The 23,604-nt window shown below is 62.2% G+C and carries 18 protein-coding genes; 6 read left to right on the top strand and 12 right to left on the bottom strand.

Features of this window, described 5'->3' with window-relative positions; genetic code table 11:
• Window positions 1-688 precede the first annotated feature (688 nt).
• Both ACG02S_RS25945 and ACG02S_RS25940 read left to right on the top strand, forming a co-directional pair.
• Window positions 689-1,090, top strand: a complete 402-nt coding sequence (locus tag ACG02S_RS25945) for a hypothetical protein (RefSeq protein ID WP_394473400.1) — start codon at window positions 689-691, stop codon at window positions 1,088-1,090.
• A complete protein-coding gene (locus tag ACG02S_RS25940; RefSeq protein ID WP_394473399.1) occupies window positions 1,083-1,511 on the top strand; it encodes a hypothetical protein in 429 nt (142 codons plus the stop codon). Before ACG02S_RS25945 ends, ACG02S_RS25940 begins: the two co-directional genes overlap by 8 nt.
• 170 nt (window positions 1,512-1,681) lie before the next feature.
• Here the strand turns inward: ACG02S_RS25940 and ACG02S_RS25935 are convergent, their stop codons facing one another.
• Genes ACG02S_RS25935 through brxF form a run of 9 tightly spaced genes read right to left on the bottom strand, consistent with a single transcriptional unit; the run spans window position 1,682 to window position 19,182 of the window.
• The gene (locus tag ACG02S_RS25935; RefSeq protein ID WP_394473398.1) at window positions 1,682-2,407 is read right to left on the bottom strand and encodes a hypothetical protein; all 726 of its coding nucleotides are present in this window, start codon (window positions 2,405-2,407) and stop codon (window positions 1,682-1,684) included.
• Window positions 2,404-4,392 (bottom strand): BREX-3 system phosphatase PglZ, encoded by a 1,989-nt coding sequence (gene pglZ / locus ACG02S_RS25930; protein WP_394473397.1) that lies wholly within the window; start codon window positions 4,390-4,392, stop codon window positions 2,404-2,406. The genes ACG02S_RS25935 and pglZ overlap by 4 nt, the downstream gene beginning before the upstream one ends.
• A complete protein-coding gene (locus tag ACG02S_RS25925) occupies window positions 4,389-7,202 on the bottom strand; it encodes a DEAD/DEAH box helicase (protein WP_394473396.1) in 2,814 nt (937 codons plus the stop codon). The genes pglZ and ACG02S_RS25925 overlap by 4 nt, the downstream gene beginning before the upstream one ends.
• 7 nt (window positions 7,203-7,209) lie before the next feature.
• A complete protein-coding gene (locus ACG02S_RS25920) occupies window positions 7,210-9,972 on the bottom strand; it encodes a DNA methyltransferase (RefSeq protein ID WP_394473395.1) in 2,763 nt (920 codons plus the stop codon).
• Entirely contained in the window at window positions 9,969-11,849 is a 1,881-nt protein-coding gene (locus ACG02S_RS25915; protein WP_394473394.1) for an RNA-binding domain-containing protein, read from the bottom strand. The genes ACG02S_RS25920 and ACG02S_RS25915 overlap by 4 nt, the downstream gene beginning before the upstream one ends.
• Window positions 11,846-13,516, bottom strand: a complete 1,671-nt coding sequence (locus ACG02S_RS25910) for an Hsp70 family protein (RefSeq protein WP_394473393.1) — start codon at window positions 13,514-13,516, stop codon at window positions 11,846-11,848. The genes ACG02S_RS25915 and ACG02S_RS25910 overlap by 4 nt, the downstream gene beginning before the upstream one ends.
• 21 nt (window positions 13,517-13,537) lie before the next feature.
• The gene (locus tag ACG02S_RS25905) at window positions 13,538-14,983 is read right to left on the bottom strand and encodes a hypothetical protein (RefSeq protein WP_394473392.1); all 1,446 of its coding nucleotides are present in this window, start codon (window positions 14,981-14,983) and stop codon (window positions 13,538-13,540) included.
• Between the two features lie 2 nt (window positions 14,984-14,985).
• Window positions 14,986-18,711 carry a DUF6079 family protein gene (locus ACG02S_RS25900; RefSeq protein WP_394473391.1) on the bottom strand — a complete coding sequence of 1,242 codons (3,726 nt, stop codon included), beginning with the start codon at window positions 18,709-18,711 and terminating at the stop codon, window positions 14,986-14,988.
• A gap of 9 nt (window positions 18,712-18,720) precedes the next feature.
• The gene (gene brxF / locus ACG02S_RS25895; RefSeq protein ID WP_394473390.1) at window positions 18,721-19,182 is read right to left on the bottom strand and encodes a BREX-3 system P-loop-containing protein BrxF; all 462 of its coding nucleotides are present in this window, start codon (window positions 19,180-19,182) and stop codon (window positions 18,721-18,723) included.
• A gap of 516 nt (window positions 19,183-19,698) precedes the next feature.
• On the opposite strand from brxF, the gene ACG02S_RS25890 reads away from it, so the two are divergent.
• Window positions 19,699-20,559 carry a hypothetical protein gene (locus tag ACG02S_RS25890; protein WP_394473389.1) on the top strand — a complete coding sequence of 287 codons (861 nt, stop codon included), beginning with the start codon at window positions 19,699-19,701 and terminating at the stop codon, window positions 20,557-20,559.
• Window positions 20,560-20,620: 61 nt separating this feature from the next.
• Window positions 20,621-20,902 (top strand): hypothetical protein, encoded by a 282-nt coding sequence (locus ACG02S_RS25885; protein ID WP_394473388.1) that lies wholly within the window; start codon window positions 20,621-20,623, stop codon window positions 20,900-20,902.
• Between the two features lie 81 nt (window positions 20,903-20,983).
• Here the strand turns inward: ACG02S_RS25885 and ACG02S_RS25880 are convergent, their stop codons facing one another.
• From ACG02S_RS25880 to ACG02S_RS25870, 3 genes are all read right to left on the bottom strand, one after another.
• A complete protein-coding gene (locus tag ACG02S_RS25880) occupies window positions 20,984-21,226 on the bottom strand; it encodes a hypothetical protein (RefSeq protein ID WP_394473387.1) in 243 nt (80 codons plus the stop codon).
• Window positions 21,226-21,834: an MbcA/ParS/Xre antitoxin family protein gene (locus tag ACG02S_RS25875; RefSeq protein ID WP_394473386.1), complete on the bottom strand. Its 609-nt coding sequence runs from the start codon at window positions 21,832-21,834 to the stop codon at window positions 21,226-21,228. The genes ACG02S_RS25880 and ACG02S_RS25875 overlap by 1 nt, the downstream gene beginning before the upstream one ends.
• A gap of 133 nt (window positions 21,835-21,967) precedes the next feature.
• Window positions 21,968-22,375, bottom strand: coding sequence for a helix-turn-helix transcriptional regulator (locus ACG02S_RS25870; protein WP_394473385.1), 408 nt, complete (start codon window positions 22,373-22,375; stop codon window positions 21,968-21,970).
• A gap of 503 nt (window positions 22,376-22,878) precedes the next feature.
• On the opposite strand from ACG02S_RS25870, the gene ACG02S_RS25865 reads away from it, so the two are divergent.
• Window positions 22,879-23,190 (top strand): hypothetical protein, encoded by a 312-nt coding sequence (locus ACG02S_RS25865; RefSeq protein WP_394473384.1) that lies wholly within the window; start codon window positions 22,879-22,881, stop codon window positions 23,188-23,190.
• Window positions 23,191-23,249: 59 nt separating this feature from the next.
• On the top strand, window positions 23,250-23,432 hold the full coding sequence (locus tag ACG02S_RS25860) for a hypothetical protein (protein WP_394473383.1): 183 nt from the start codon (window positions 23,250-23,252) through the stop codon (window positions 23,430-23,432).
• Window positions 23,433-23,604 lie beyond the last annotated feature (172 nt).

Below are 23,604 nucleotides of genomic sequence, written 5' to 3'. Positions count from 1 at the left end.
ATTCCCCACGACGATCACCACAGATCGCCGTCGACCCGCACCCAGCACGCAAACAGCCCTTTACAGAGCTTGGAGCGGAACCGCCATCTCACCGCCGAATAGAAGCGGATCCTGATCGCCGTTCACAGACATCAACATCACCGTTTATCCGGCAGGTGGCGGGTCGCTTGAAAGCAACTTACTTGATGAGCTTCGAGACTACGATGACCCAAAGGAGGACGCGGTAGCCCGAGCTGCCGCGGATGTTATGGAAAGCTTGCTGCTTGCCCTGGCCTGTGCTGGGTTTGACCTCGAGACGGCTGCGTGTAAGGAAGCAATTGCTACGGCGGTCGAATCTGCGGCAGACCGCTTGTGACCAAATAGTGCGGTCAATGTGACCTGACCAAGCCTGCGCTTTTTTAATTGCAACCAGCAATCAATATGCTTAGAAGCCAATTTCGTGAATAGTGCACACACGAAATACATCGGCGACGAGCAGCACATCGCTATATTGATCAAGTCGCTTTCAACGACATTCGACTGCACAGGTGTCGATTGAACATGTGAGCTTCATACCCACTGGAGACCTATCTCCTTGGGTTGCCGGTCTCAAGCTTGGTAGTTCGTTCCGGCCACACTTCGAGATTCATTGATCCCATCCTTCGCCCGAACGGGGCGAAGCCCTTTGGCTCATCAATGATTCTTCGAAATGCCTGCCACACCCAGCCTTCCCCCGGCGTCGCGAAGCCGCTTTGCGGAACTCCCGACTCTGATTTCCACCTTTTTCGAATCTCTCTCAGAAGAGCCGCTTGCACGCCTGTACAGGTCTTTCGGGCGCATCTGGCTGGATAGCGGAGATTTGGCGCTGCGCCTTTCCTTTGGCCCTCCCTGGGATCGCAGTGCGCATGCGTGGATGTATGAAGAGCCGTCTGCGGGCAAATGGGTATATGCCAGTCTTGAAATGGATACGCATGAAGACCATCCCTGGGACGAAGATGGCTTTCCGACGGATTGGGTGCCCAATGCTGCCTGGACTCGCGCACTGCTGCTTGCAGCCGCTGACGACATAGCCGACGACCTACTGCGCGCTGCCGAGAGTGATGATGAGTAACGTCTGCCCGACTACCGAACTCGACTCGGAATGCATAGAAGAGTTGCCTCTGAATGAAATTGCGCCCCGCGTTTCAGAGTTCATTGCCAGGCTCTCGCCGGGACAGCTCGCCAGCATCTACTGGCAAGGGGCCCGCCTTTGGATGGACACCGCCGACGGCGAAATGCGCATCAGCTTCGGGCCGCCAAGGCATCCCGGCGCACATCCCAAGATGGATGATGAGGAGCCAACCGTCGGACATTGGGTCTGGTTTGGACTCGAGTACGACACCGCGGAGGAACATCCTCTCGATGACGATGGCTACCGCGCGGACGATTGGCCCGGAGTTGCCGACTGGATGCGGGAGGACTTGGGGCATTCCGCAGCTTGGATTGCACAAATGCTGCAGCAAGCCAGCGAGTTCCCTGGAGCTCTTTCGTAAAGAAACGGCTATGGACTGGGCGTCCGCTGCCTGGGGTGCGGCACGCCAGGCTTTCGGCCATCAACGGTGACTCTCAACTGGTTTCGAGCAGTGGCTTGGCAGCCATCACATTGCGTTTGCCCGTTGCTTATCAGCCGCTCTGGACGACACATCCCGTTTCTGGGACGCCGTCAGCCGCGCAAGCCCAGCACCTGCTCACCAGGCCCGTGGTATCGCAGTTCCAACTGGTCCGCCTGTGCCATCACCATGGCCAGTGGACGCTCCAGTGCGAATGGGTAGAGCACAGGCATCGAGCCAGCGCTAGATGCAGGAACAGAACGGCCGGCGTACAGCAGAGCCGATTCAAGCAGCCAGCCGACCAAGCGGTCGTCACTCAGTCGAATCGGGTCGCGGCGAACGATTTTTTGCCCGCGCTCGGTGCGCTCGATGGCACCCCAGTCAGCCTGAGTCTGCAGCGCCATGTTGGTCATACGACGAGTGCCCTCGCGCTGGCCGAACAGCTCCTCCATGCGCCGGTGTACCTCGGACGCCCGACAGTCACCCTGAAGCGCCGTAAGCCGTCCGACCAGTTCCGCCACCTTGGCGAAGAAGGGATAAGCCGCCACCGTGATCGCCCAGGCCATCGCCGCGGGGGGTATGCCTTGCCCGGCCTTCCAGGCCTCGATGCCGCGGCCGCTGAAGGCCGCCAGCTCCGGGCGGGGCTCCAGCCAGAGGCGGTTCAGAAGGGTCAGGGTCTTCTTGCGCGCGGCCAGTGTCAGGCCGGCCTCGTCCAGCTGTTGAACCAGCTCCTCACGGCTGCCAATGCCGGCACGCACGCGCATGGCCGCCGACACCCAATCGAGCGCCAGGAAGCGGTCAAAACCGATACGAGGCGCCGACGCGCTCACAGAAATCACTCAGTACTACTCACTCTCACAAACGGAACGATCAACTCTTCCACCGACGGGCCACCGTGCACGACCACTGGGTCCCCCGCCGTCACGAACGCCGCGGCCTGGCCGGCGTACAGCGGCATGAAGCCTGCTGGCAGTCCAGGCACGTCCAGCACCTCGGTCGCCGGCCATGCCTGCGCCGTTTCGGCACGAACCGCCTCGCCCCGGTAGGTGCGAACCCGTTCACCCCGGGTCTCCGCCAGAACACCTTGGCTCGGTCGTCCGATGCCCATGGCATCGCAGTTCCCGTGGTCTGCCGTCAGGTAGACATCGAAACCCAGCTCCAGCAGCTTGCCAAACAGCTTCTGAACGAAGCCGGTCGAACACCACTCCGTGATCTGGCCCGCCACACCGCGCTTGCCAAGCACGGCACCGTGGATGATCTCGTCGACGGTGTCGACCACCAGCCCGGCCACCTTGATGCCTGGGGCATTCAACGCAGCTTCCAGCTCCTCGAGCTGGTCGTTGCGTCGCAAGCCCTTGCGGTACAGCACTTCCGGCGACTTCAACTCATGGTCTTGCCAGAAGCGCGACCACAGCTGAGGCTCGGCCGCAGTGGAGTCGATATTGTCGGCGAACTCCCGCGGCCTCAGGCCGGAGAACAGCGCCTGGCGCGACACGGACGTCAGCGTCGGCAACCAGGCAAAGCACGCCGACTCCTCGAACTTGAACGGCGCCTTGGCCTGAACCAGCAGTTCCCGGATCGTTACCCACTGGTCCACCGCCAAGCCGTCGAAGACGACCAAGGCCACCTTCGCTGCCCCAGCACTCCGGCGCATGGCCAGGTAACGCGGAACGTGGTGCACCATCGCCGGCGCCTTCACGGCCGGCAGTGAGGGCAGGTCTCCAAAGTGCTTTCGGCACCAGGCCAGTAACGCCGCGTCAGCGGCTGCCCGAAGCTCCATCATCGCCGTCCGCAGGGACTCCGCGCGTGATGAATCGAGGACATGGTGACGTGATGACACTTCACCAAAGCGACGTGCCCACTCGGTCCAATCACGGTGAGAAGCCTCGGCCCCTGGAATCTCCTTGGCCAGGGTGTTGATGCCCTGCGCCACCAGATTGCGCCGGGCCAAGGGATCCGTCACCACGCCGACGCGCGCCCACTCGGGCAAGGCGTCGGAAGATCCCTGGACTTCCACCGGATGCAGCGCGCCGTCCAGGAACATCGAGTCCACGTACACGCGCACCTCGGGGTGCTCGAAAGGAATCGCCGGCGGCTCTGCCCAACGGACATCCCGCTCGCCCACCCGCTGGCCCTTCAGCCCGAAGGCATCAACGTAGTGTTCCCACGCCGCTTGAACCGCCCGCAGCATCTCGGTGCGCGAGGCAAACAGCCTCTTCAGGGGCAGCTTGGAGAACGCGCCTTGACGCCCAAGCACCGCGGCGATGTGCTCAGCCAACAGCTCGGGCAGGCCGTCACCACGGTAGTGGAGCTTGAACAGCGCACCCCACAGCTCCTCTGACCGGCTGATCAAGTGCGGGCTCAGGCGGTAGGTGTGCAGCAGCACAAACTCCTTGGTCGCCGCGTCGCCCAGATCCTGGCTGGCGTGCACCTGGGCGTCGTAGAGGCCAGGCAGCACCGCCGGATCCAGCTGACGCATGACCGCGTAGCTCATGCGCGGAAACAGCTCAGCCAAGGACAGCGTCACCAGCCGCCCGTCAGCTAGATAGTCCGCCGGCAGCGCCGACGCGTCTTCGGCACGCAGGTGCAGCACCAGAGATTTGGGCGCATCGGCATCACTGGCCTGCCACCGGCGCAGGTGCTCGTCTTCGTAGATCAGCCGGAACGCGATCGAGTCCTCGAACGGCACCAGCTCAAAGCCGCGTTCACGCAGCCCAGCCAGGATGCCTTCGTCCAACAGCACGTCGTCCGGGTCAACGGCGATCCACAGTCGGGCCAGGTCAGCCGGGAAGGCAGAGAGGATGTGATCCGCAAACGCACTCATGCTTCACCGCCCGCTGAACCCGTTGTCGCAGCCACACGCACTATCAGCACGGCATGCAGGTCAGGTGTCGCCGCTGCGCCCTGGTCCAAGGCGGCCAGGCGGGCCTCGTGCTCCTGGGTCAGGCGCTTCAGCCGATGCTCGCGCACCGTCGGCAAGCCCAGGCGCCCCACGGCCTGCCGGCGCGAGTCGAAGGCGTAGTCCGCCCGTTCACGTTCTTCGCGCACCCGGTTCTGGTTGTCGGTGGCCAGCTCTTGGAACACCCGCTCGCCGTTGACGCGCGCGGCCTCGTGCGACGCCTCGAACGCCGCCACCGCCTGATCGCCCACTACGGTCCCCACCACCTTCACCGCTTCCGTCAGCAGCAGGTCCCACACGCGGCGGGCCGTGGGCACAAAGCTGCGCCCCGAATCGTTGACAAACACCGGGAGGTACCGGCGCCGGGTCCGCCCATCGGACGCCAGGCTGATCTGCCACAGCGACCAGTAGCCCTGCACGGTCGCCGGCAGCCCGGCCACCTGCACAGTCGCAACCGGCTGGCCCGCCACGCAGCGCGGCAGGCGGTCGATCACAGCACGCGCACGCCTGTCTTCCAGGGTGATCCACTCCAGCCCCGGCGCTTCTTCGCCCAACCGAGCGTCAAAGCAGGCCTGTGGCGACACCGAGCCATCGGCCCACTGCACCCGCCACCCCTCGCCGGCCGGCTCGATGGCACCGCCTTGCTCCACCAAACCGTGCCGCAGCGCGCGCTCCAGCCAGAACTGGGCCGGGTGGTCGCGCCACTGCTTGGCGCTGCTGGCGTCCAGCTCGTGGCTGTCGGCCAGCAGGTCGGCGTGCTTCTTCGCATCCGACACCGTTTCGCGGACGACTTCCACCACGGCATCGCAGGCCTGGTCGATGCTGTCGGGGTTCTGAATGGCGGCCACGAACACGGCGTCGAAAGCGGGTTCCACGTCGACCGAATCCATCACGTCCGCGGCCTTGTCGACTCCGAATTCCTCGGCGATGACGGCCAACTTGTGCTCCAGCACATCCCGCACCCGGTGCTCCACGGTGTCCTCGAGCACAAAGTTGAAGGCGCGCACTACCTTGCGTTGGCCGATCCGGTCCACACGGCCGATGCGCTGCTCCAGCCGCATCGGGTTCCAAGGCACATCGAAGTTGACGATGACGTGGCAGAACTGCAGGTTCAAGCCTTCGCCACCGGCGTCGGTCGAAATCAGCACGCGGGCCTCACCCGCAAAGGCCCGCTGCGCCCGCGTCCGCGCATCCAGGTCCATGCCACCATTAAGCGTGACCACCGAGAACCCGCGGCTCTCCAGGAAGGCAGCCAGCATCGCCTGCGTCGGCACGAATTCGGTGAACACCAGCAGCTTCAGCGCCGGGTCGTTCTCTTCTTGCTGCAGCTTGTAGGCCAGCTCCACCAGAGCTTCCGCCTTGGCGTCGGTGCCCGCCGCCTCGGTCTCGCGGGCCAGGTCGAGCAAGGTTTCCACCTCGCCCTTCTCCAGCGCCCACCCTGCGGCATCGAACGCCACATCGGCCTGCGCTTGCCCGTCCAGCTCCGCCCACTCGGCCAGGTCCACCGGCGCCAGGTCCATCTGGACGGGCGGGTTCTCCAGCGCAGCCTGCCGCTTCTCCAGCGTGGCCCGGATGGCTGCCGTGCTGGATGTGACCAGCCGCTGCATCAGGATCATCAGGAAGCCGACATGCCGCTGCTTGGCGGCCATGGCCTGGTTGTAGCCATGCCGCACGTAGTCGGTCACCGCCTCGTACAGCCGGCGCTGGGCCCCATGCCGGGATTCCCAGGCCACGGCCTGCAGGCGCGTCAGCCTGGGCTTGAACAGCGGCTGCCCTTCGGCATTGATGGCCACCCGTTTCTCGGTGCGGATCACGAAGGACTGCACCCGTTCACGGGTGACGCTGCCTTCGTCGGGGAAGGCGTCCCGGTCCAGCAGCTGCATCAGCCGCATGAACTGGTCGGTCTTGCCCTGGTGGGGCGTAGCGCTCAGCAGCAGCAGGTAGGGCGATGCCTCAGCCAGCGCAGCGCCCAGCTTGTAGCGGGCCACCTGCTCGGTGCTGCCGCCCATGCGGTGGGCTTCGTCGATGATGACCAGGTCCCAGCCTGCGGAGATCAGGTCCTCGAACCGGTCGCGGTTGTAGGTGGCCACCTGTTCGTGGCTCCAGCCGCGCCGGCCGTCGATGGGTTTCACCGAGTCCAACGAGCAGATCACCTGGTCGTGCGCCCGCCACAGGTTCTCCTCGTCGGTGCGCCACTGCTTGAAGGCGGCCAGCTCGGCCGGCTCGACGTGCTGCAGGTGCTCACCGAAGTGCAGGCGCATTTCGGCCTGCCACTGGCGGATCAGCCCCTTCGGTGCCACCACCAAAACGCGCTGGATGCGGCCGCGCAGCTTCAGCTCGCGCAACACCAGGCCGGCTTCGATGGTCTTGCCCAACCCCACTTCGTCCGCGCACAAGTAGCGGATGCGCTCGCGGCTCATCGCCCGGTTCAGGGCATAGAGCTGGTGCGGCAGCGGCACCACGCTGCTTTGGATCGGCGCCAGCAGCAGGTTGTCTTCCAGCGCGTCCTGCAGCTTTGCTGCCGCCACCGCGTGCAGCACCTGGTCGGCCGTGGGCTGCACCGCTTCCAGCGCTGTCAGGTCCTCAGCGCGGGCGCGCAGCACCGTGTCTTTGCCCGGCAACCACACCCGGAACGACACCTGGCCCCACACCTCTTGCCGGTCGACCACGCGGCAGGCCGAAGTCTGCCGGGGCATCCAGCACCAATCGCCCACGCGGAAGTCCGGCACAGCCATGCGCGTGTCAGCTCGCCGCGTCGGCGCGGGTCAGCGCCTGGTCGTACCAGAGCAGCAGCTTCTCGTCTTCCTGCAGCGCCTCCTCGGGGATCTTCTGCGCCACCTTGATGATGGTCTGGTAGTCGCGGCTGGCCCAAGCCGTCTTGAAGCCTGCACGCAGCACCTCGAGGCGAAACTCCTTCAGGCGGCGGCCCGTCGAGGCCATGTACAGTTCGAACTCCTTGAGCAGCGCCTTCTCGCGCTTCTGCTCAAGTTGACGCGCGTTGCCGGGGTCTGGCACGAACCATCGATCCTTGGCTTTGGCCTGCAACTGCGGATCGTTCTTCTCGAGGTTGCGCAGGTCGCGCCAGCCGTTGGACAGGTAGGCATGGATCTGGCTGGGCACATCCCCGGTACCCTCGTACTTGAGGAAGTTGTTCTCCAACAGCGCTGAGAGCTCCGGTCGCGTCTCATGCTTCTTCCAGCCGGCGCCGAGCTGAGTGATGAACTCGGGATGCAGTTCCTGATAGGTGGAAGGCTTGGACTTCAGGAAGTCGCTCAACCAATCGATAGCACTACGTTCATCACTGACGAACAGCTCCATCTGCGGCGCCTGGGCAACCTGGGCTCGCTTCTTGTCATAGGCCGCCACTTGAGTAGCCAGGAACACCATGCCATCTCGCTCAGGGAAGCGGCTGCGGATGCCACTCAGGAACTCGTCGCTCGACAGTGGTACCGGCGAATCGTGCCGGACGAACCATGCGACCAAACGGTCGTAGATGCGGCGCGGATCGCGTTCGACAATGAACTCGAGGGCACCGTCCTTGACCTTGGTGACCGACAGCTGGCCCAAGTGTGTCTGAACGAAGTCCCAAGCCGAGTCGGGCGTAGCACCCCGGTCGGCGAGTCGCTGCTCCAGCCCACCGTTCGGCTTGTAGGCCGAGATGACGAGATCCTGCTTGACCGCCGTTGTCGAGGTCATTTGGCGGTAGCTGCCCTGAACCTTGTCCAGCGCGGAGACTTCAGCCACCACGAAGCCGGCCTGTTGAAGAGCCACCTGGATCGCGTTCCAGACCGAGGCCTTGCTGTTAGAAAACACGACCGTCATCCAGCGACCAGGTTTCAGGACGCGGTGGTACTCCGCAAAGCAACGTTGCATCAGGTGCTGGTACTCGGGCAGCGCCTTGTTCTTGAACTTGTCGATGATCGCTTCTGGCTTCGAGTCAGTTGCCACGCCGTGCCACGACTCAACCATGAAGTTAAGGTCAGCGTAGAAAATGTTCTCGCCGAACGGTGGATCGGTGAATACGTAGTCGATCGAGTCGGCATCAAGCCCCAAGCGTGCCGCAGTACCAGTGGTGACGGCTGCACAGCTTTCCCCAGCCCGAAATCCAGCTGCGGCCTTTTCGATCGTCTTCAGCTTGCCGGTAAAGAAGTACCACGGCGCTACTTCGGAAAGTTGACTGGGAACGTAGTAGACGCCTTTCTGACCTCGGGCGTTTTGAGAGAAGGCTAGTGGCTCGTATGCATTCAGAACCGAAAGATTGCGAATTCCTTGCTCAACAAAAAATTTGAGCATCGCCGAAATCCTCCGATCCGGCCAATCGTCAGCGAGCCGCCACAGCGCCGCCATCGCATGACCGGCCCTCGGCAAATAGAAGTGGTGCATCGACGTAAAGCCCTTCGGGGCGATCCGGGAGCCGTGATACATGTCCTCGATCGGAAACCGATCGGTCGGAAGGCCTGCGGGAATCGACATCGCCTCGATTCGCGCGACGGTTGCAATGTCGCTAGCGTCCGGTGCCTTCTCGTATCGCGTCTTGTCCACTGCGTAGACGATTGAGGAGAGGTCGAACTTGACTCGCTGCCAAGGCTTGCCACTTGCTGGATCGATCCGAGTCTCGAGTACTCGTTCAAGCCGATCTTTGTTGAGTTGTGCGCCGCAGTGCGGACATGGGAATGTATCGCGTACGCGCTTGCTCTCGTCTTCCAGCGCTTCGTCCAGAAAGTTCACCTTCCCGGCGCACTCCGGGCAGGTGAAAACCTCGCTCCAGACCGTGTACTCGATTCGTCCCTTGGTCTTGCCGTCGGAGTGCAGCGTTTCGTACATCCATCCGATTTCCTGCTCCAGCGCCTTCAATACCTGCTTCCCGGCACTCCCAAAGGACTCCACGTCGAACGGCAGGTTGTAGTTGGCGCCGATGAATGTGGCGGCTGGCGACAGATCGTTCAGAACCACACGGCGTGCACCCCATTCAGGTGCCGGGCGCCCATCCCTCTTCCAAGCCAGTTCCAGTTCATGGCGGTATGCCGCCGGCGCGGCGCCGCACCACTGCGCCGCTACTCCGGTCATGCCTGAGCCGGAAAAACCATCGAGGACGACATCACCCGGCTTTGTGTAGTGCAGGATCGACGGCACGATTGCAAGGTGCGGGACCTTCGTGTGGTACGCATGGGCCTTGTAGAGCGCATCAGTCTTGCCCACTGACACATCGATCGCCAGCGGCTCTCTGCTGTACTTCTCACTCGGGTCGTAGGGCCTACCGTAGCGCTGAATGAAGTCAACGAGCCAGGGATTTGGGCAGGCGGTGTAGTACGGCGGGTCCGACATCGCCAGTATGGCTTCGTCGGTTCCCTTCGGAAAGCCCTCCTGCATACGGAACGAGGGGTCCTTCAGCTTCTCTGCAAGCAAGCTTAAGTAATGCGCCCTGCGGGCTTCGTCGCTCGGGAACGTCTGGCTCAAGCATTCGACAGGGCCGGCGGTTAAGGCAAGTTGGATCAAATCAGTCATGTTGTCGGGTTGTTCAGTGCACGCCAGGCCTTGAGGCGTATGCCGTTCTCGGTCAGCACGTAGCGCTGGGCCGAGGAGCGGGGCTTGTCTGGAACTGTCATGCGCAGGATGCCGGCGCGTAGCAGTGGCTCCAGATGCTGACTGCGGAAGTGGGCCCGCTGGCTGTACCCGGTGAGGTGAAGCAGCTCCGCCATGGCTCTCGGGGCATCGCTATGAGCCACGATATTCCACTGCACGTCGCTCAACCGTTCAAGTGTCTGTACAAGTGGTCTAGCGCCTTGCGTCACTTGATCGGTCACTTGTGCGGTCCCGCTCGCTCCGGGGTCAGCACTGCTAAGTCCTTGATTTTCCTCCAAGGAGCTGCCGGCTTCCGGGCCGAAGCGTGCCCGCAGATGAGTGGCCAGCCGGACATGGGAGTCGCCGTCCACGATGGGATCCACCAGCACTTGCACGGCAAGTTCCTGCGCAAGGCCTCTCGCCTGTGGCCCGCTCAGCCCGGTCAGTGCCTTGATGTCGGCCACGTCCGCCTCGCCGCGCAGCAGCAAGAACGCCACCACGGCGGCTTGCGGCGGGGTCAGGTTCGCCCCGAGGCTGGCCAGCGCGAGGAGTTGGGCTTCGGACTGCAGCTTCTGCTTGGGCAGCCGCAGCCGGAAGGTCTTCTCCGCCTTGTCGTTATGAATCTCGGGCGGCAAGTAGCCCAGGCGGCGCCAGCTCTCGAAGATGGCGCCGATGCCGGTGCCCCCTTGATCTGACAGACCGATGCGGCGGAAGGCACCCACGATGCTGGGGTTGCGCATTTCCTTGTCGCCGGGGTCGAGCAGCTTCTCGCGCGACTGAAAGGCGTCGCCAGGGTTGAAGAACTCGGTGCAATCGCGGTAGATGCGGATGACCGGCAATCGGCCGTGGTCGCTGAAGTCTTGGTGGATCAACAGGTTGATGGCGGCCTCGCGAAACGACACGTAGTCGGGTGGGTCATCGCTGCGGCGCAGGGTCTCGGCATCAATGGAAAACGGCCGCTCACTGTGTCGGAAGTAGAAGTCGACAACGGTGCGCCAGGCTTGCACCAGGTTGCCTTCCACCGGGATGCGATCTGCCCAACGTGCGGTGGGCGAATACTCGGCCGCGGCATGGCGGTACAGCTGTAGATCCACCACCATGCGGGGCAGCACTTGCGGCAACACCTCAGCGGCCCCCAGTACCAGCACGCCCGCCCGGGTGGGCACCAGCCTGCCGTCTTGCTCCACGATGAACCCGCGCTTGCGGAGGAATGCGAGCTCTTCATCACCATCGTCGCGGCCGGCATTGCTGCGGCTGAACATGTCGCGGTACCAACGGACCGACTGACCCTCGAAACAGTGGCCGACGTCGAGCGCCAGCGGCTCAGCGTCGTAGCGGGTGGGCGACGCGTCACGCATGAGCCGCATGAGCTCGTCAGCCGTGCAAGTATCGTCCCGCCCTCCGCGACGGATGTACGAATTCCTGGGGTTGCGATCCAGGTGAACTGGCTTCTGGTTCCGGGCCGCCTCGGGAATGAAGAACACAAGCACGATGCCTTCTGGCATCTGATGAATCTGGCCCGTGATCGGCAGCTGTACGCTGATCTTGTTAAGGTCTCGCACCAGCCCAAGAAACGTGTTCTGCAGCTTGTCAGCGTCGACTACACCCGTGACCTTGAACGTGCCGTTCGTGTCCTTGACGCCGAACACGATGTGCCCGCCTTCAGTGTTCGCAAACGCACTCACGGTGGACAACGCGCTCTTGGGTACCTCCCAAGTGGCCTCCTTGAACTCGACGTCGCTCCACTCGATGGAGTTCAGCGCGGCGACCAGTTCATCGCGCGTCATCAGCGACCCGATCGGTTGCGAGGCCGAGCTCATGCCGTGTATGTGGGCCGGCGCAGCCCTTTGAAGTCATCGAAGCTCGGCGCTACGGTAGGCAGCTCCGGATTGGCGCCGCCGATGGCCACGGCCAGTTGGGGGTACTGCGGCGCAAACTGCGGATAGCGCTCAGTAATCCAGGTCGGCACGTGCGGGATAGGCTTGCGCAGGATTCGGCGGCCGCGAACCTCCACGACTTCAGTGGCCAGCTCCTGCACCATGGGCAGATCGGCGCCGCCGCCGGTGAGCACTACGTTGAGGTGACTGTCGGCCATCAGATCGAGATAGCCGTCGCCCGCTGCGCCCAGTGCCTGCGAGAGCTCACGCTGAAGCTGCTGACTGAATGCCTTGACGCGTGAGCTTGCCAGGAATGCGTCGAGGTGGACAACGGCGCGCGAACGGTTGGCCAGAGGGATCTCCACCTGACCGTCGCGGAAGAGTGCCTCCTTCTGAAGGCGAATCGTACTCTGGAGGAAGCTGAGATTGTGGGCACCTTCGGGGCCGGCCTTGTCGATACCCTCCAGTTCCAGCACAAAGAACTTCAGCAGGTCATCGACCCGGTTTCCCGCTTGCTCCAGCACCTTCACCGTGCCCGGCACGATGCGAACCAGGCACACATCTTTCGCTGGGTTGTGCTGCAACAGGAAAAGGCCGTAGTCGGTGGTGCCGGCACCGACATCCACCACCATGAACAGCTCGCGCTGCGCCTCCTCCGTCAACATCAGGCTTGCTGCAGCGGCCACCGGCTCAGGTATACCTTCGGTCAGCAGGTAGTCTGGCAACCCAGGCAGCAGCCTGAGTTGTTCCAGGGCTGCCTTGGCCTTGGTCATCGGAATGCCGCTCCGCCATTGATCGTGGAACGTGTCCGCGAGGACCTGCGCCTGCGCCAGCATCTTGCGAAGCAGCGGCTCTGCCCACTTGTTCCGCTCCTCGCTCCAGCACGGCCTCGCAAAGCGGCGGGCGCAGTAGCGGGACACGCCGTGCGCCTGCAGCTCCGATGTGGCCAGGTCTGTCAGGTATCCCAGGTACAGCGTGATGAGTTCACCTTCAGTGATCGGGATGTCGCCGATCGGGTTGATGTCCTTGGCCACCTGGGCTCGATAAATGTCCAACTGCTGGCCCATGCTGAGCCTAGCCTTCGGCGAGTCAAACCGAACGCGACCCAGCGGCGCTGCTGCAGTACCCAACTCAACGGCCTGCGGCCCGAAGTGCAGGATGCCGTCGTCGGAGATGAATATGGACGAGTCCACCGGGTATCCTGATCCGCCGGCACGCTTGCCCAGGGCGAGCTCCACCGGGGTGGAGTCCCCGTGCATCGCGAATGCCTTGGACATGGCGGTTCCAAAATCAAGGCACACCGTGACATGTGGGTCGTCAGCCTTGGTTCGATCCAAGGCTTCAAGCTTCAATTCAACCGATACGGCGGGCGCTTGGGCGGGCGCTGTGAGTCCAACCAGAGGCGCGGCCGTAGCGGGAATCGCAGCCGCTGGTGCGACTGGAATGAGTGCTGGCGCTTCGGTCACATCGCCAAGGGCGGAGAGCAGGAATTCAACTGCCTGCTTCTCTTTGGCCGAAATCGTACCGAGCTTGTACTTGCCGCTGGACGGGTCCTGTTCGATGCGATCAAGCAAGTTCTCGACGAGCAGTTTTGCTGTTTCGATATTCATGTGTCTCCCTGTATTGGCTCGTTATTCGACCAAGCCCTTCTTAACAACTGTGCCGACAGCCCCGTGGCCAGATGATCTGACGATGGCAGGTCGGCGCACCGTGGCACGAGTGCCACGTAGTGCACCTAGCGCGTCAAAGTACTTCGGCGAGAACTCGATCTCGTCCCCGACCCCTCCGACCAGTTCCAGGCCGCGCCGCTTGGCCAGGTCCTCGATGGCGTTATGCATAGCGAGCGACTGCGTAACGATCCCCTTGAAGAGGCCCACGAGAGCCGGATCGAAGATCTCCAGTGAACTGGTCAACCGCTGCTCGGCTTCGCTGCTGGCTTTGAAGGCGCGGGCCTCAATCAACGCCAAACCCAAGGCTTCGTCGATGCTTGTCAGCAGCGATTCCTGGAGGACGTCGCTGGCAGCGATCGGCGTCACCAGCCGCCCCGTGCGCAGCCAGCCTCGGATGGACTCGTCGATCTCCACATGCCTGTCAGCCAACTGACTAGCCACCACCCGAGCGCGCTCCTTGATGCCGCATACGAGTTCAAGCCGACTGAGCAGGTCTTGATTGGGTACCCCCATGCGGCCGAGCATGACCAGCGCTTCCGAAACATCCTGGACCAGGATGTCCATTTCCGCCTGCACATCGCGCGGCCAAGAGATGCCCGCGAAGAAGCTACGGCAATACTGCAGCGCCAAGAACGTCTGAGGTTCGGAGGCAAGAGAGAAGCGCGATCGAACGAGGTCGTGCAGGGTGAGCGCGACCTCACGGGTCAGCTCGATCTGCGCGTCGTCAGACTGAGGCTTTCCGGTTGACGAAAGGGTGGTTCGCAACAGCGCATCCAGGCGCTTTCCAACATCAGCGCCCGCGTCGAGAAGCGACGCGCGTACGGTTGCTCTGAACGTCTCCAAAGCCTTGGCGAGACGTTTCGCCAACGAGTCAGCGGGGTTCTCGGTTTGGGGATGCTGTCCCTCAAACGCCTTAGACAGCAGCGCCAAGACGTCGGCAATCGTTCCCGCGCGAGACACGATGCTCTCCATCAACTCGGCGCGTGGCTTCGGCGCCGCTTCAGTGGCGAGGCTCGCAGCAAGGTATGTCGGCAACCAAGGCATGTCGGCTTGCGCGCATGCACGCGCAACGTTCAGCCGCGCCTCCGAGTCCTCCAGCACGGCCAGAGGCGGCAATGGTTGCCCGAACCCTGGCTGGATCAGCTTGATCAATGCAGGCTGGCGCTTCTTCAGTTGCTGCGTGGCTCGGATCAACTCCGCAATCGCCAGCAAGCGGTCTCTCGGAGCAGCGTCGAGTGTGTTGACCACGGAAATCCATCGCTGAAGGCCAGCGTCGAAGCGCGCATCGTCAGCGCGCTTTGGAATCACCTTAGCCGTCATCAGGTCCGTGAGTGCCTGAACCCGCACCGAGGAATCGTCGGTTGAAGCAAAGGTATCTAGGAGTTTGTCAGCCAGCATCTCGGTCATGCTCACTCCACCACGAACCGGAGCTTGGTGACGTCCTTGCCCTTGCAACGGTCGTTCAACAAGGCATCAAACCGCTTGCGAAGTTCGTCCGGCGTGGCCGGTGATCCACCTTGCAGCAACGCCATCTTGATATCGTCGCCGCTGACGCCGATCTTCTCCAGCCCTGACAGGGCCTCCTGCACAGCGCTGACAAAATCCGGTGTAACGGGGTCAGCCAGCTTCTTGGCCTCTACGAACTTCTTGATCAGTTCGCGGGGAGACGCCTTCAGCAAGCCGAGGTTTGCCTTGACGATCGGGTCGTCCAGATTTTCCAGCAGCGTCTGAGTCCAACCGTCCAGGATGTGGTCCAACTCGTCATCCAGTTGCTTCAGCACATTGCCGGCCGGTGCCAGGTCGCCTTGCTCGTTGGCCGGCTTGAAGGTGCAGTGTGGGCAGTACGGCGACGCGCCCAGGTCGTTTTCGATTAGGGACGCACAGCTCTTCAGCTTGCCGAGCTTGGTCTCGTAGTCGTTGAGCTGCGAGGTAGGCATCAACGAGATATTCGCCAACGCGCGCATGGTGCCAAGGCGGGCGTCCTTGCGAAGCGCGGTCTGCTTCTTCTCGTCGTTCACGCCCAGGCGTGCCTTGCTGTGCAGGGCGATGTAGGCGTTGACGTAATCCTGCTTCAGCTTCGTCAGCGTCTGGCGGTACTCCGCAGCGTACTGGGCCGAGCGGTCATTGCTCAGCTTGTCGAGCAGCGACTTGCGCGCCGCTTGAGCCGCTTGGGTCCACTCGTGCTCGGCCGGCAGCACCAGTTCGGCTTGCGACAGGTAAGACGCCATGCCGCCCAGGTCGGCCACAAACGCCTGCAGCTTCTCGGACTGCTGAAGCGTTTGCAGGTTGGGCTTCTGCGCCGCCACCTCGTCTTCAGTGAGCTTCAGATTCTTCAGCTTACCCACGGTATTGAACGGCGCCAGACGCTCGGCGAAGCCCTTCAGCGCCTCCAAGCGCTTGCGCCAGTCGCTCAGCTCGTCTTCGCGCAGCAACGGTGTGCCCCAGAAGGCCAGGCGATTGGCCATGTCGGTGCTGGCTGTCAACACGCGGGTGACCAGGTCACTGACAGCGTCCTGCAGTTCTTTCACCGGTTCTTCAGCGCCGGCCGCAGCCATCTGGGCTAGGCCAGGCGAGCGGCCCAGCAGCTCGAACAAGGCCCGCAGAACACTGGTGCTGATTTCCTTGGGTGTCTCCAGATGCTTGAACTGCTTGAGCTCTTCAACGCTGCGTTCGACCAGCTGCGATGTCTTGCTGGAGTCGATCTTGTCGCCCGGGATCGCCAGCACGGCGTCACCCGAGTAGACGAGACCGCCCAGCACGACCACGAGCAGGTCGGGCTCGAGCCGGTACTTCTCGGGCGCGAAGAACTCGATCTCGCTGCCTCCCACCACGAGCTCGCTGCGGTTGAGCACCTGGCCGCTGCCTTTGGCATGCAGCTGCGCGATCACCGCTTTGGCGTACTTGCTCTGGCCGGGCTGGGGCTTGTCGCCGTCGAGCATGTCGAGCGCGTCCAGGATGACGGTGCCGTCCTTGGTCTTGGTGCCGCCGGCCAGCATCTTCATCGCGTTCGTGATCAGCTGCCGCCGGTTCTGTTCGGTGACCAGGGACGAGAACGTCGGGTACTCCGGCGCCAGCTCAGCGAAGCGCGATGCCAGCGCCAGGCCCGAGATGACGTTGACCACGTCACGGAAGTTGATGCGGTCGTCCGGGCCGAGGCGGGCCTTCTCGCGCAGCGAGATACCCTTGACCCAGTCTTCCAGCGGCTTGCTCTTGCCCTGGTAGGTCATCTCCAGCGCCTTTAGCTGCTTCTCCTGCAGCCACTTGCTCATCAGACGCAGGGCGTCCTTGGCCTTGTCTTGGTAGACCACCTTGGCGCCGCCGCTGGCCGTGGACCCGAGGTCCAGAGCCGCGGCATAGGTGGCCAGATGCTTGCGGATTTCGTCATCCAGCCCCTTGAGGCGGATGAACACCTCGTCCGACTTGTGCTCGTCCTTGAACTTGGGCGGGTCAAAGGGGTGAACGAAGTAGATGTAGAAATCGCGCTCCGGCTGAGCGGTGGGCCGCTCGTTCGGTGCGCCGAAGAATAGGTAGCCGTTGCGCTCGACGCGGCGCTCTTGCCACTCGATGGGGTACTGCCAGATCAGGTGGCCGGTGACGTAGGCCGTCTCGTCGGTGCGCTCCATCAGCGCCTTAACGGCGCTGAAATAGGCCCGATCCAGGGCATCGTCGGACAGACTGTCGGCGCGCTTGTCGATCTGCGCGTCGTAGTCGATATCCTTCTTCAGATCGAGGTAGTACTGCTCCGTGTCCGGCGTGCGGCTGATGAACTGGCCGTTCACCGTCTTCAGGATCTCGCGCAGCACGGTCTGCACCAGTGACAGCAAGTCTTCGGCGGGCTCGCCGCCCATGTCGCCGATGCCGGGCTGGAAGAGAGTGAGGGCATCGCGCAGCTCCATTGCCGTGGCGCCGAGGGGCACATAGATGTCACCGCCGGTCGTCAACCGGTGCACCGACAGGCCCTTGACGACACGCTGAGCCAGCGACTTGTAAGCCGGTCGGGTGTAGGCCTGTTGCACCCGCGAGGCCAACACCTCGGAAACCTTCAGAACCGGTCCGATGTCTCGGTCCGCACGCAGGACTCCGTTTGCTAACACTGTGTCCCAGAAACTGTCATAACTGATCAGCCCTGGTCGGTCGCTGGGCACCTCGGTCTGCAGGATGGCCTGGATCTGGTCACGCAGGGTGACAAGTGCCCCTCGCTTTTCGGTGAACACCAGCCGCTCGAAGGTGGCGATGTACTCGGGATGCACCGGGAACAGGCGGACGTACTGATCCATACGTTCGTGCATCGGCCCGAAGTACTTGGCAAAGGGTGTCAGGTACTCCCGAATGCGCTGCTGCTGGTCGGCCGTCTTCTTGAGCAGACGCTCTGCCACGACGAAGCTCACGTCGTCGCGGGCCAGCAGAACCTGGGCGAAGCGGTCCTTCACCCGGCGCAGGCTGTCGGAGACGTGCTGGAAGCGGGCACTGTCGAAGATGGCTTCCTGCACACCGGCCATGAAGCGGAAGCGCAGGTGCTTGGTCACTTCGCCAATCTCGCGTAGGAAGGACAGGTCGAGCACCAGGGCATGGTCGTTGCGCGAGCGCAGGTACTCCAAGAACTCATCCACAACCAGCAGCACGCCCTGGTTGGGGAACTTCTCGTGGAAGGCGGCCATCATGGCCTCGAAGGCGGCCTTGTTATTCACCACCTTGTCCGCCGGCGGGAAGCTGTAGGCCACGCCTTGCTCCTCCAGGAAGGATTCGAGCTGCTGGGTGACGATGTCGCGCAGCGACATCTGGCTGGAGATTTCGATGCGGTGCACCTTGAACTTGCCAGCGATGGCCTGGGCGGCCTTAGCCACCGCGGGACTGCGCACCAGGTCGATATAGCTGGCATCCTCGGCGACCAGCGACAGCACAGACATCAAGTGCGACTTACCCGTGCCGTAGTTGCCCACCACCAGCAGGCCCTTGTGGTCGACCGATTCATCGAAGGACAACTGGGGAATGATGCGGTCGTTGATGCGACTCGCCATCTCGTCGGAGATAACGTAGGTCGAGACCAGGCGCTTCGCCTCGTCGGAACGGTTGGCATCCAGCAACTGGATGACGGACTCGATGGGTTCGAACTGGATCAGGTCGCCGTAGCGCATGGGAATGACTCAGGTAATTTCGTGAACGAGGAAGCCAGCGACCGCATGATCGCAGTGCTCGGGATGGCTGGCCGGTGCGTAGAGCAGGCGGCCGTTGCGCAGTTCGCCCGGCCAGGCGGCCACGACGGTCCGGGCATGAGCCAGCCGTTTCAAGGCATCCAAGGCATCGAGCTTTAGGGAGCGGTCGAAGAGAACTTCGGTGCGGTCGAGCACGGCGACCGAAGCGCCAGGGAAGGCCGTGTCCACAACATCCCGGAGCAGGCCGCCGGCTTGGAGAGGGCGCTGCCGCCGGGCCAAGCTGGCCGCCCGGTGGGCGAGCTGAATGCCGAGCGGCAAAACTGTGGCGCCCAACTGACCCGCAGAACCAGCCAAAACCTCGCTGCGCGCGCGCGCGTCTTGGCCCACGACCAGCACCAACCTGCCGTGCAGCGAACCTGCGTCCTTAATCAGCTTGAGAAGTTCGTCGAGCACTACTGCCCCGAAAAAGGTTAGGGGCCCAATGCTCCGCGAACCAGCCCAAACATCTGGACCGACTGAATCTCCCCGATTCGATGTCGCAAAGGCCGCTTATTCGTCTTGTTGACGTGCCACCGCGGTGACCCGATGAAATGCCATCAAGTCACGACGTTTGTTTACATATTACGCGAAGGCTGACCAGCGCCAGCCACCGGACGCGAAGTTGGCTCGTCAGACGCACTTCGGGGACCAAGGGCAGGCCGCTTCGTAGGCATCCAAGGCAACTTCGGCTCATCCGGCCATGCCCCGCGGGGTACCGCATGCACAGGCGCAACGGGTTGGACCGCGAGACAGGCCGAAAAATATTTCACACCAAAAACTCCACTTAAAGCCAGGGAGTTTTTGGGTGCGGCCAATCAGTTCGTCACACCGATCGTCTTGCACGCTCCTATACCTCTTTGGTGACTTCGTCGGCCCCCTCAAAGCCACAGGGCCAGAAGTATATGAACTACCACGCGGAACCAAAGAAAGATGATTAACGAAGACGTACAGATTCAAGTCGATGACCTGCGACTGGCCCAAAAACCAGCCAAGCGCCCCGACCGCTATCAAATAGTACGCAATTGCCTGGCCAGGCTGAAACTTGACCAGCACAGCATCCTTATTCAACGCCTTCCCGGCACCGACTTGCTTGTCGGGCAAGCGCTGGAGATGCTGACAAGAGCGGAACCGGCGAGCGCTGCCGCCAACTATTCCGCTGCGGCGCTAGCCGCGTTGGAGTCGGCAGGTATCACGCCCGACTTGAAGTGCAGCACCGCATCCGGAATCATCAACTGCCTGGTTGACCCCGCCAAGTTGCGGGGCGCCTGTCCAAAGCTGCCAAAGCGATTTGCACAGCACTTCGAATTCAGCATGTCGGTACACCTCGTGCCGCATGCTCAAGCGGACAGCGTGTTCGATGAGGATGATGAGGAGGACTTCCGCTGCTCTCACCAGGTCGGCCAGGATACGCGCTACCCCTGCGGCTTGTCTGAGTGCGATGAACTTCGCATGCAGACGGAAGTTCTCCGACTGCCGCTGAAGGGGTTTGACATGTCCATCGACCAAGCTTTGGACGAGCTTTGCGCAGCCATGAAAGCCGCCTCGGAGGCTGAGCAAACCCGATGCAATCGCGCAGCGCTTGCCCTAGAGGAGGTTGGACTTCGCTTCCACGCAATCAACAAGTCTTGGCGTCAGCCCAGAACAGGGGGACTTCTCATTGCGTGTCCGAACGCCCTTCTTGCGGCCCATCCCGATATCGAGTTCTTCGAGCCGCACCAATTCCCCCGCTTGCTAATCATTGACCGGCCCGAGAAGGCAGGCAACGAGGTGAGGCAAGGCCTCCTTTTCTAACCCGTAACGCCGGTCGCCTCGAAGCAGCGTCCAAAGACCAAATTCATCTCCCATTCCAACCATGACCTCCACATTCAAGCTTCCAAATGACTTTTTCACCAACGACCTCGGCATCAAAATCCGCGCCATCGGCCCGGAGGCCATCGTGGTCGCTTGCTACTTGGCCGCAAACCAGAATGCCAATGCCTTCGGCCTCTACCGCACCTCACCAGCCCTGGTCTCGATCGAGACCGGCTTGAGCTTTTGCTCAGTACATGAATCGTTCGAGCGCTTGACCGGAGCCGGCTTCCTTGTGTTCGACGACGTCTACAACCTTGTGTGGGTCCGCGAAATGGCCGCTTGAAACCTGGGCACATTTACGAACGAGCGCGACAAACGTGTGAAGGGTGTCTGGCTGACATTGCCAACACATGCCCAGCCCCTTTCAAGGGCGGGGCGCACGTGAATCGAGTTCTTCGGCCGCTCGCCGCATGACCCATTGAATATCCGCGCGACTCAGTGCAAAACGCCTTTGCCGACAACGACGGACGAGTGGCCTAGCAAGCCAGGCGAGCTTGAAATCGAACCGCGTCGCACGCTGCTTTTGCGCGAATCCGGCAATGTCCATGGCCAGCACGGTTAGCTGCTCAAAACGCAGGAACAGTTCACCCTCGGTCGGCTCGCCCATCACATGTACGCCCCTGACGCTATGGCGCCAAGTAGCTGCTTGACCACCAGCCGGCGCGGAAAAGTATCCATGTAATCAGATGGTTTTGAGCCACCCAGCGCAGGATGCTCGGTATCGAGCCAACGTGCAAGCCAGCCCTCCGGCGGCATGCCGGAGCCAGCGACGATCCGAGTCAATTCGCGCCCGAGCACCGCCATCGCGGCGTCGAAATCGCCCGCCAACCCCTCTGCAGCAAGCCAGTCTCGGATGCATGCTTGGGCGAACGAATCGGTCAGTCCGACGTTTCGGTCCACGAGCAGAACCTTGTCTTTGAAGTCGCCAAAATCTTCATTCGACGTGACAATCAGGAAGTCATCAGGTCCGTACACGTACAGGTAGTCATCCAATTCCTCGGATTTCGCCCCCGGCTTGAGCAGACCGATCCGGGACCGCACATCTGCCTCGGCCAACTCCCCTACAGAGATGGGCTCGCCCTCGCCAAGCCGAAACGCGACCCTCACATCGTCCGGCATGTCCTTGATGAGCCGTTTGAGTACAGCAAGCGACGACTCCCCTGCCTCGCACGAAAGGCACGGCATCCCATGCATATCAATGACCAGTGCACGCATGCATCTCCCTCCCACCATGAATCGACCTTCGATGGTCCTTCCAGCCCGCCCCAAAGACTAGCACCATCACTGTATGCACATCCAGCATTCTGCCTAACGGCTGGACGGACCTGCATTCCCTCAGGATTCAAGTTCATGGCAATGCGCTGCCGTCTATGGTTGAACCGCCCACCTCTGGCCCCTCCTCGCCACCAGCCATCTCAAGAATGCGCGCCATGCGCCGTGCATTTGCGGCCCCCACGGGGCTTTCAGCGATACGCCCCCTCTTCGCTCGTTCGGGCAAGGAAGAACCATTGGCATCCTTGTCCGGCAGGCTCGCCTCCGACTTCAAGTAGGTATCGAGCCAGGAGAAGAACACGTCTGGATGCCAAAAGCACCTGTTGCCCAGCTTGCGCCATCGGGGCAATAGCCCTTGCTCGACCCACTGTTCGATGCAGCGTGACGTGACGTCTAGCAGGGATGCCACGTCCTCTTTGGTCAGGGGCTTGAATGGCGCGACATGTGCTTGCGCCGTTGGTACGGAAATGTTGAGTGGTGACATTCCCGGTATAGCGCGATTTGGGCGGCATGCTGAGCAGGGCATCGCCGCTCAGAATCGGTGGTAAATCGGTGGTACGCGTACCTTCGCGAACCTGCACGAAACGGGGCGAAACGCCTTTACCGCCGACGCTAAGTCATTGATTCATTTAGGCGCTATACTGATACGGCAGCTCAGTATGGGCAGGTACAGTACGTTCGGGACGTAGAGGCCGGAGGTTCGAATCCTCTCACCCCGACCAGACAAAAAACAGAAAAGCCTAAGTGAATCAAGCACTTGGGCTTTTTTGCTTTTGATCGACATTCATGTCGTTTCAAAGCAAATTTCGGAGCTCAGTGTCCCAAATTTGTCCCAAAACTCCACATGGACATGAATGGCTGCACTGAGGCGGCGTCGGCTTAGCCTTTGACAGCCTGAAGATTGCTCGCTACTGTCATGCACAACCATGTGCATGCTGCCTTTCCACCCAGTCTCCAAGCAGGCGCGCCAGATCGTGCGCGCTTGCCATGGACCTGAGCTGGCGGTTTACGGCGATTGGAGCACTGCTCGCCTTGCTCATGTTTTGGGCGGCACCGCATGCGCCTGAGTCCATCTCGACGCCCCTGACGCTGCTCCTCGGAAGCTGGGTGCTTGTCTTCCTTCTTGGCACGCTGGCCGCGATCTTGTGTGTCTGGGTGCCCGCACACGACGATCTGATCCGCCGCAAGAACGAGCCCTACGGCAAAGACAAAAGCATCCGCTGGCCGGTGCGGCTCGATGGCTTCACGTCTGCCTCACTTCGCCGGGCCACCCCATCGCCCCGCGCTCTCCATCGCTGAACTTGCGTCGCAGTGCCGACAGGCGCTGCCAAGGCGACCACGTCGCCCAAAGCTTCGCGATGGTGAAGAAGATGAGCAAACAAAAGGCCACCCAGAGCGGTGGCATCCCGAAATGCAGGAGTTGGTGGCAGGGGTCAGGGTTTGGCGAGCGCCAGATGCAGCCTCCCAAGAAGCAGCCCTACACCTCGAAGTCAGAGGCGCCAAGGTCAAGCGTGAGCAAGGGCAACCGCTTCGCCGCCTGACATACGCCGCTTTAGACCCGCACGCAGTGCTGCAGATGCTCATGGTGCGTATTTCGGCGAACGTGACCGGTCATTTCGGTCATCGTGACCGACGCCGATGAAGGGCGTCGGCGAGGTCGTTTCGGTATCGTGACCGCCCGTTTCGGCGATCGTGACCGCCGGGCCGGCGGCG

The sequence above is a fragment of the Pelomonas dachongensis genome (assembly GCF_043555865.1).
Lineage (GTDB): Bacteria > Pseudomonadota > Gammaproteobacteria > Burkholderiales > Burkholderiaceae_C > Pelomonas > Pelomonas dachongensis.
The sequence above is the reverse complement of the archived record's forward strand: the minus strand, read 5'-3'. Positions and strand labels throughout refer to the sequence as shown.

Excerpts from the sequence above, each read along its gene's own strand:
- ACG02S_RS25925 (WP_394473396.1), bottom strand. The coding sequence starts at position 7,202 with ATGGCTGTGCCGGACTTCCGCGTGGGCGATTGGTGCTGGATGCCCCGG.
- ACG02S_RS25885 (WP_394473388.1), top strand. The coding sequence starts at position 20,621 with ATGACCTCCACATTCAAGCTTCCAAATGACTTTTTCACCAACGACCTC.
- ACG02S_RS25875 (WP_394473386.1), bottom strand. The coding sequence starts at position 21,834 with ATGCGTGCACTGGTCATTGATATGCATGGGATGCCGTGCCTTTCGTGC.
- ACG02S_RS25865 (WP_394473384.1), top strand. The coding sequence starts at position 22,879 with ATGGACCTGAGCTGGCGGTTTACGGCGATTGGAGCACTGCTCGCCTTG.
- pglZ (WP_394473397.1), bottom strand. The coding sequence starts at position 4,392 with ATGAGTGCGTTTGCGGATCACATCCTCTCTGCCTTCCCGGCTGACCTG.
- ACG02S_RS25905 (WP_394473392.1), bottom strand. The coding sequence starts at position 14,983 with ATGACCGAGATGCTGGCTGACAAACTCCTAGATACCTTTGCTTCAACC.
- ACG02S_RS25900 (WP_394473391.1), bottom strand. The coding sequence starts at position 18,711 with ATGCGCTACGGCGACCTGATCCAGTTCGAACCCATCGAGTCCGTCATC.
- ACG02S_RS25870 (WP_394473385.1), bottom strand. The coding sequence starts at position 22,375 with ATGTCACCACTCAACATTTCCGTACCAACGGCGCAAGCACATGTCGCG.
- ACG02S_RS25940 (WP_394473399.1), top strand. The coding sequence starts at position 1,083 with ATGAGTAACGTCTGCCCGACTACCGAACTCGACTCGGAATGCATAGAA.
- ACG02S_RS25920 (WP_394473395.1), bottom strand. The coding sequence starts at position 9,972 with ATGACTGATTTGATCCAACTTGCCTTAACCGCCGGCCCTGTCGAATGC.
- ACG02S_RS25910 (WP_394473393.1), bottom strand. The coding sequence starts at position 13,516 with ATGAATATCGAAACAGCAAAACTGCTCGTCGAGAACTTGCTTGATCGC.
- ACG02S_RS25915 (WP_394473394.1), bottom strand. The coding sequence starts at position 11,849 with ATGAGCTCGGCCTCGCAACCGATCGGGTCGCTGATGACGCGCGATGAA.
- ACG02S_RS25860 (WP_394473383.1), top strand. The coding sequence starts at position 23,250 with ATGGTGAAGAAGATGAGCAAACAAAAGGCCACCCAGAGCGGTGGCATC.
- ACG02S_RS25890 (WP_394473389.1), top strand. The coding sequence starts at position 19,699 with ATGATTAACGAAGACGTACAGATTCAAGTCGATGACCTGCGACTGGCC.
- ACG02S_RS25945 (WP_394473400.1), top strand. The coding sequence starts at position 689 with ATGCCTGCCACACCCAGCCTTCCCCCGGCGTCGCGAAGCCGCTTTGCG.
- ACG02S_RS25880 (WP_394473387.1), bottom strand. The coding sequence starts at position 21,226 with ATGGGCGAGCCGACCGAGGGTGAACTGTTCCTGCGTTTTGAGCAGCTA.